Origin of the sequence: Shewanella sp. 6_MG-2023, from assembly GCF_030547195.1 — a bacterium.
Taxonomy (GTDB): Bacteria; Pseudomonadota; Gammaproteobacteria; order Enterobacterales; family Shewanellaceae; genus Shewanella.
On sequence record NZ_JAUOQU010000042.1, the window covers coordinates 24,965 to 32,607 of the forward strand.

Sequence of the window (7,643 nt, forward strand, 5' to 3'; positions counted from 1 at the left end):
CGCACATATACCAATATGTGCGGGCCTTTTTCATTGCTTCAATTATAGGTTTTTAGATAAAAAATTATCAATGGCTCTGAAGGTCATTAAGCGGTGCTGATTGTTTGATAAATAGTGATTGGCATTATCGATTTCAACATATTCGACTTGTTTATCTAACGAGGATAATTTTCGATACATATCTCGGCTTTGGCTCACCTGTACCACTTTGTCATTATCACCATGGATTAATAAAATGGGCACATTAATTTTATCAGCATGATAAATCGGAGAGCGTTCATACAGGTCGTCATAATCATCTCCTAACACCTTTTTAGTCATCTCATGACTAGTATAAAAACGGGATAGCTTGACGAGGTCTTCTACATCAGAGACTCCTGCAAAACTGATCACACATTGGTATAATTCAGGGGTCTTTGCTGCTGCCATCATGGCGGCATATCCACCGTAACTAGCGCCAACTATGCATATGTTATTTGGGTCAGCAACACCTTGGTCGATTAAATAGCGAGTGCCATCTTCAACATCTGTTTGCATCTCTTTCCCCCAATTTTTATGTCCAGCAGTGGTGAACTTAAGCCCGTAGCCCGCCGAGCCCCTAAAGTTCATTTGCAGTACAGCATAACCTCGGTTAGCAAAGAACTGAGCCCAATAATCGAATTCTTCGCCAACATAAGAATTAGGTCCACCATGGGGAAAAATAATGGTAGGTAAGTTCTTCGCTTCACGTCCTTTGGGCAATGTAAGGTAGCTAGGTATCTCTAAACCATCTCTGGCGGTATAACTCATTGCTTGAGGTTGGACTAATACATCTGGCGTGAGTTGCGAATACTTGGTCGCAATCACTTCTAGCCTGTTTGCATCGCGATCGCCATAAAGATACAACCCTGGTTGAGTAGGACTTGTAGCAAAAACAATATAACGGCGTTCATTTTTACTAAACTGAGTCAGGTAGTTTTGGGTATCGGGTAATGCGCTTTTTAAGCGCTTGATCAGTTTTTGATAATCTTGATCCCAAAAGTGATATTCATTATCGATACCTGCGGCAATACCAATGGCCTCTCGAGTGATATTAGAGTGCAGCAATTGTGCATTAACGTCACTATTGTCTTCGCTAAATACGAGTTCTTTATGAAGTGTAGGATCCCTAAGATCAACTTTAAAAATGGCAAAGTAACCATCTTGGTAAGCTTTGACGAAGAGAATATTGGGGTTTACGTCAAATCCTAGAGGAATAACGCTGTCTTCTGAATATGCTTCGTGTTTCCAAAGTAAACGTAATTCACCATTGGCTTCACTTTGCTCGTAGGTTCTATATTCGGTGGTATCAGGGTCTCGATAAGTGGCAATACGAACCTTATTTTGCTGATCTGTCATCCACTTGAAAACATGTTCACGATAATTTTGCTCAATAGTAACCTTGCCGGAATACAAGTTTACTTTTAGCACGCTATCCTCTAATGCTCGAGAGCGAAACCCAGCGACTGACAGTAATATATGTTGAGGATCTTTAGGGAGTATATCGACAATATGATGTTGAAATTGTGGTATAAATTCGAAACTTTTGATGACTTTTTTAGTTAATACGCTGCCCGCCTCACCGGTTTTTATATTGTACTTTATCAGCAAACTTTCGTTGGCATCTTTACCAAAACGCTTTGAAGGAATAAGTGTTGATATTAATAAAATCTCGTCACTGGCCCAGGTTAAACCAATAATGGTATAGCGTTCATGGTCATTTTTAAGCGGTATATGAAACTGACCCGTTTCGGTATTAAACAGCGCCACAATCTTATGTGGCTCTTCGGCGCTATCGTCCAAAATTAACGATGCTATGTGTTTACCATTTGGTGACAGCTTTACAGTGCTGACATCGGGAATACTGGCAAAGGCTTCAACGGGGAGTTTAGGGGCAGTTTTTGGGGGAGTATTATCGGCAGCCAAAGCTTGCTGACTTAGCACCAAAGTGGTGATTAGTATGGAAATCCATTTCATTATTGATTGTTTCTCTTAAACGTTTTTTGATAAAAAAATCAGTACCGCAGTGTTGATTTACTGGGTACTGTTCTGAATTTAAAGCTTAATGTAAATTTTGATGTAAAAACTTTTCTATAGCGATAAAGGTTTTAATCCGATGCTCATTATTACTTAAGTAATGATCGCCGTTTTCAAGTTCGATATATTCCACAGGCTTTTTTAGATCGTCTAACTTGTCAAACATGTCTTCACTGTGCTGCACGCGCACTACACGATCTTTATCGCCGTGAATCAGCAATACAGGCACGTTAATATCTTTTGCTTTGCTTAATGGCGAGCGCTCATATAGGGCATCATAGTCATCACCAATTTGTTTTTTAACGATTTCAAAATTAGTGTAACGTCTTGAAGACTTGACTAAATACTCCACATCGGTGACACCCGCCACACTGACTGCACATTGGTATAAATCTTTGGTGGTAGCCACACCCATGAGTGCGGCATAACCGCCATAACTGGCGCCGACAATGCATATTTTTTTAGGGTCTGAAATACCTTGCTCCATCAGCCAGCGGGTACCATCTTCAACATCGTTTTGCATATCCAAGCCCCAGCTTTTTAACCCTGCTTGCATAAAGTCAAAGCCGTAACCAGATGAACCTCGAAAGTTCATTCTCAGTACTGCATAGCCTCTGCTGGCTAGAAACTGGGTCCAATAATCAAAGCTATTTGAGTCATAACTAATAGGGCCGCCATGGGGGAAAATAATAGTAGGTAGGTTTTTAGCTTCTTTGTTTTGGGGCGTCGTTAGAAAAGCTTCGATTTCTAAGCCGTCTCTGGCTTTATAAGTCAGGGTTTTAGTATCAGCTAATAATTCAGGGTTTAACTCTTTATAGCGGTATGCGATAGGGAGTAACTCACCCGCATCACGATCACCAAAGAAATAAATACCCGCTTCTTTGGCATTGGTTGAGTAGACAATATAGCGGCGTTCATCGTCACTAAATTGGGTGATGTAATTACGATAGTCTGGTAACGCTTTATTTAGTCCATTAGCTAAGCGAACGTATTCGTCATCCCAAAATGTATATTCAGATTCGTCACTGTCATTAATGCCGATGACTCTTTGTTTGAGACTTGAGTAAATTAATGAGCCTTCAACGTCATAGGACTCTCTGCTAAACACCAATTCTTTAGTTAGTTTTGGGTCGGTTAAGTTAACCTTAAAAATAGCCAATAAGTCATCATGATATGCTTTTACATAAAGAATATTGGGGTCTTGCGCAAAGCCCATCGGCCAAACTTGTTCCTTAGCAAAGGCCTCAAACTCCCATAAAACACGTCTATCTTCACCTGTGTCAGCTTGTTCGTAAATTCTGAACTGACTATCTTTGTGATAAATGCCAATTCTGACTTTATGCTGTCTATCGGTTATCCAGTCTTGGATATTTGGTTCTGCTGGTTGCACAAACTTGAAAGCTCCATTGTTCAAGTTGATGTTAATAACCGACTCAAAATTGGGCTTGTTACCTAAACCACTAATGCCCAGTAACAGTTTTTCTTTATCATTTGGCAAATAGTCGATGATGTTAGATTGGATTTGCGGCATCCATTTGAATTTTTTAAGCGAGCGACTGCTGATAGCACTAGAGGTTTTATTTTTACTGATAGAATACTTCATCAACCTCGTTTCTGTGGTTGGCGTACCGTAGCGTACAGCAGGGAATTTAGCTTTGATTAATAAGACATCATCACTGGCCCATTGCAGTGATAAAATCACAAATTTTTCATTATCTGTTTGCAGTGGATAAAAAGACTCACGGGTATCAATATCAAGGATATTAATAATAGAGCCTTTCATTTCATTGGTATTTAAGCGGACTAAAGAAGCTATTTTTTTGCCATTAGGTGACATGGTCACATGGCTAACATCTGGAATGCTGGCAAATGCTTCCAGCGGTAATTGTTCGGCGCTAACTGAAGCTGAGCATAGCCAAAGCGTCACTAGTAAGCTAAAAATCCGTTTCATTAAAATCATCCCTATTATTGTTGTTAACTAGATGTTATCAGTCGCGGGGCTGATAAATCTACTGTTAATTCAATAATAAAGAGCGCTTATAGCTGTTTAAAGCAGTCACTGTAGCGGTAATGCAGTGCTAACGACAGGCTACGGCATAACATAAAGGCGCTCATGGCGGCCCACAGGGCATTATTGCCGTATTCTTGAAGTAAATACCAACAGGGAAAAAACACCCCAAAGGTCGATAAAATCATGCTATTACGCATCATTTTACCTTGAGCTGCGCCAATATAAACCCCATCAAATAAGTAGGACCCAAATGCCAGCAATGGCATGAATACCAACCAGATCAAGTAATGCTCGGCTTGTTGTTGCACCAGCTCAATATTGGTGAGTAAGCCAATGATATTGCTGCCAACAAAATAAAATAACAGGCTAAAGCCTAAGGCAAATAGCGCTGACCAACTCGCAGCAAGGGTCACTGAGTCATGTAATAAATTGAGGTTTTTTTGCCCCACCGCGCGGCCCACTTCGGCTTCGGCATAATAAGCTATGCCATCTAAGGCGTAAGATATCAGCATCAGTAAATTAAGCAGCACGGCATTGGCAGCAATGATGTCATCACCTAAGCCCGCACCGTAAAAAGTCATAAAGGTAAAGCTGGCTTGCAAACATAAACTGCGAATAAAGATATCGCGATTTAATTTTAATAAGCGTGAATAGCCTTTTAAGCTGATATGAACCATTAACTGACGCAAACTAAAATCAGCCTGTTGATATAAAGCGCGTTTTACAATGACAGCTGCAACGGTAAAGGCACACATATCAGCGATAACAGAGGCAAGCGCGGCGCCTTTTACATTCCAATTTAGGCCAATCACAAACACTATATCTAAAACGATATTGACGATATTGGCGATGATTAACTGCCACATTGCCGCCTTGGGCGCTTGCCTGCCCAGTAACCAGCCAAGTAACACCAAATTTAAGAGTGCAAATGGCACCGACCAAATACGAATTTCTACGTACTCGCGGCAAAATTGCTGCACCTGCGCACTGGCTTGGCTTAAAGACATGGCAAAATCGAGCAGCGGTTGCTGCAATAACACTGCTGCGCCACCAAACAGCAATGCAAGGCAAGCGCCTTGCACCAGCAATTTTTGCTGAGTTACGGTATCATTAGCGCCGTAAGCTTGGGCGACCAGCCCCGTGGTGGACATGCGCAAAAAGCCCAGCAACCAGACAATTAAAGTAATAATTGTGCTGCCAAGCGCCACCCCGCCTAAATAATAGGCCTCACTTAAATGGCCGATGACTGCGGTATCGACTAAACCTAATAACGGTATGGTGATATTCGATAAAATCATCGGCAAGGCTAAAGCAAAAAGCTGCCGGTTTTTTTGGCTGTTAAAAAGTAATGCTTTTATGGACATAGGAATAATATGTTAAAACGAACTCTATTGGGGTTATTGTGGTTAATATCACTTAATGCCAATGCCGTGGTGATCTTGCAATATCATCATGTGTCAGAAACTACACCTGCAAGTACCAGTGTGACGCCAGCTCAATTTGAAGAGCAAATGCAATACCTTGCTGAAAACGAGTTTACCATCATTCCATTAACCCAAGCGGTAAATGCGCTAAAGAATAACACGCCATTAGCGGATAAAAGCATCGTTATTACCTTTGATGATGGCTATGACAGTATCGGTATGGCTGCGGCGCCCATATTAGCCAAATATGATTTTCCTTATACAGTATTTGTGTCAGTAGAGCCGATTGAAAAAGGTTATCGCGGCATGATGAGTTGGGATGATATTAAAACGCTCACTGAAAAGGGCGCTACAATCGCCAACCATAGCTGGGCCCATGAGCATCTAAATCGTAAGCTTGATGGCGAATCTAAGCAGCAATGGCTTGATAGAATCGAAGCAAACTTGCTAGCAACGGAAGCGGAAATTAACAAGCATACCGGTCAGAGTGTAAAAATGCTGGCTTACCCATATGGTGAGTACAATAGCGATGTTGAAGATATTCTGAAAAAGCACGCCTTTATTGGTTTAGGGCAACAATCTGGCGCCGCGGGAAAATACTCAATACTGACTGCGCTGCCACGTTTTCCTGTGGCGGGCCCTTATGCTGATTTAGACAGTTTAAAAGTCAAGTTTACTAGCCTCAATATGCCGGTGGTGAAGCAAAATATCACTGACCCACAGTTAAGCCAAGGTCAGTGGCGACCTGAGCTAACCGTTGAGCTGGACACCACTGATATTTACCCGCATCAGGTGATGTGTTTTGTCCAAGGCCAAGGCGCTAAAAAGCCGACTTGGGTTTCTGAAACTGAGTTTAATATTCAAGCTTCAGCAAACTTACCTGCAGGTCGAAGCCGTTATAACTGCACTGCACCGAGTAAAACTAAGTCAGGTTATTATTGGTTTTCGCAAGCCTGGTTAAGACCGAATAATGATGGCAGTTGGCCGACAGAATAACTTCTTTCTTTGGGTGCTATTTTTCCAAACTCCGTTTGGATTAACATCGTGGGTTTTCCACCCACACCCGACCAAAAGGGTATCAACAGCAATACCCTCTTGGATCACCCTGCCGCCCCCGACGAAAAATGCTGAAAAGCGCATGATTTTCGATGGGGATTGATCCAGCTTTCAACGTCGTTTGTAAACCGCTTCGGTCACCTCTTTATTGCAAAGAGTGAAAATGCTAACGCTTCCGATGGTGCATCCCTGCACCGCGAAAGCTATGCTCACATCCATGTGAGCATCACGCTATTTTCTTCAACGCCCTCAATTCAAATTGAGCCTTTTAGCAGATTAGACTCTTGATCTTTTGAGCCTTTTAGCTCTTAAATTTATCACGAATACAGTCAAATCGAAGAAATGAAAATCCCAGTGTAGATGCAGCAGCGAGCTTCCAAAACAGGGATGTTTTGGCAGAGCTTACATGGACGTACTTGCAGCGTCTCGCAGTTGTATCTGCACATAAGGTCGCTCTTTCACATCCATGTGATCGCGACATTTGTATATCCTATACATCACCTGCGGCAGGCAATGGATTAAGTTGAAGTTATGATCTTCCGTAATTTAGCCAATAAAAATGAAGTATAAAGTTGGTGCTGGTAACTCGTTTATGCCCCTTTTCGTTTTACATGATCTATCAGCGACCCACTTACAATGTGTCAGTTGACCAAATTTTATTAATGAGCCAAGGTATCTAAAGGACTAAGGAATTACCAGAGAGGGAATACAATGAAAGTCGAAATCGAAAGAACCGAAGATGGAGAGGCTTTTTTCAGATTACCTGATGAATATCTTGCAGACCTAAAATGGCAAGATGGTGATGTCATTGAGTGGATTGATAATAAAGATGGTACCTGGACCTTACAAAAGTCCTCGGTAGCAAGTCCTGCGGATTAGTCATGCTGGTCAATGGGTTTTATTCATAATTATTTAGAAAATGGATTGTAGTGGATTACTTAAACTGGCCACTTGATTAGAGGCTTGCAATACGTGAGATTATCCATGAGATTCTAATTTAGAATATTCGCTAAAACGTTCTTGTCCACAAATGAGTTACTACATCAGTCCTCGTCAAAACAAAAAGCCTCAATATTTTCATATTGAGGCTTTGTTAT

Annotated in this window: 5 protein-coding genes; 2 read left to right on the forward strand and 3 right to left on the reverse strand. The window is 41.5% G+C overall.

Going from position 1 to position 7,643, the window contains the following annotated elements; all coding sequences use genetic code 11:
* Positions 1–42 precede the first annotated feature (42 nt).
* The 3 genes from Q4533_RS18280 to Q4533_RS18290 form a co-directional block, all read right to left on the reverse strand.
* On the reverse strand, positions 43–1,995 hold the full coding sequence (locus Q4533_RS18280; protein WP_303503713.1) for a S9 family peptidase: 1,953 nt from the start codon (positions 1,993–1,995) through the stop codon (positions 43–45).
* A gap of 85 nt (positions 1,996–2,080) precedes the next feature.
* Complete coding sequence (locus Q4533_RS18285; RefSeq protein ID WP_303503716.1) at positions 2,081–4,006, reverse strand: S9 family peptidase; 1,926 nt, start codon at positions 4,004–4,006, stop codon at positions 2,081–2,083.
* Between the two features lie 86 nt (positions 4,007–4,092).
* Entirely contained in the window at positions 4,093–5,430 is a 1,338-nt protein-coding gene (locus Q4533_RS18290; protein WP_303503718.1) for an MATE family efflux transporter, read from the reverse strand.
* A 9-nt stretch (positions 5,431–5,439) separates the two neighbouring features.
* Between Q4533_RS18290 and Q4533_RS18295 the strand changes: the two genes are divergently transcribed.
* Together Q4533_RS18295 and Q4533_RS18300 are read left to right on the forward strand one after the other, a co-directional pair.
* Positions 5,440–6,486: a polysaccharide deacetylase family protein gene (locus Q4533_RS18295; RefSeq protein WP_102439437.1), complete on the forward strand. Its 1,047-nt coding sequence runs from the start codon at positions 5,440–5,442 to the stop codon at positions 6,484–6,486.
* A 771-nt stretch (positions 6,487–7,257) separates the two neighbouring features.
* A complete protein-coding gene (locus Q4533_RS18300; RefSeq protein WP_157936135.1) occupies positions 7,258–7,425 on the forward strand; it encodes a hypothetical protein in 168 nt (55 codons plus the stop codon).
* Positions 7,426–7,643: the final 218 nt, after the last annotated feature.

Bases quoted from the DNA above. Each gene is read 5' to 3' on its own strand.
- Q4533_RS18285 (WP_303503716.1), bottom strand. From the start codon at position 4,006: ATGAAACGGATTTTTAGCTTACTAGTGACGCTTTGGCTATGCTCAGCT.
- Q4533_RS18290 (WP_303503718.1), bottom strand. From the start codon at position 5,430: ATGTCCATAAAAGCATTACTTTTTAACAGCCAAAAAAACCGGCAGCTT.
- Q4533_RS18280 (WP_303503713.1), bottom strand. From the start codon at position 1,995: ATGAAATGGATTTCCATACTAATCACCACTTTGGTGCTAAGTCAGCAA.
- Q4533_RS18295 (WP_102439437.1), top strand. From the start codon at position 5,440: ATGTTAAAACGAACTCTATTGGGGTTATTGTGGTTAATATCACTTAAT.
- Q4533_RS18300 (WP_157936135.1), top strand. From the start codon at position 7,258: ATGAAAGTCGAAATCGAAAGAACCGAAGATGGAGAGGCTTTTTTCAGA.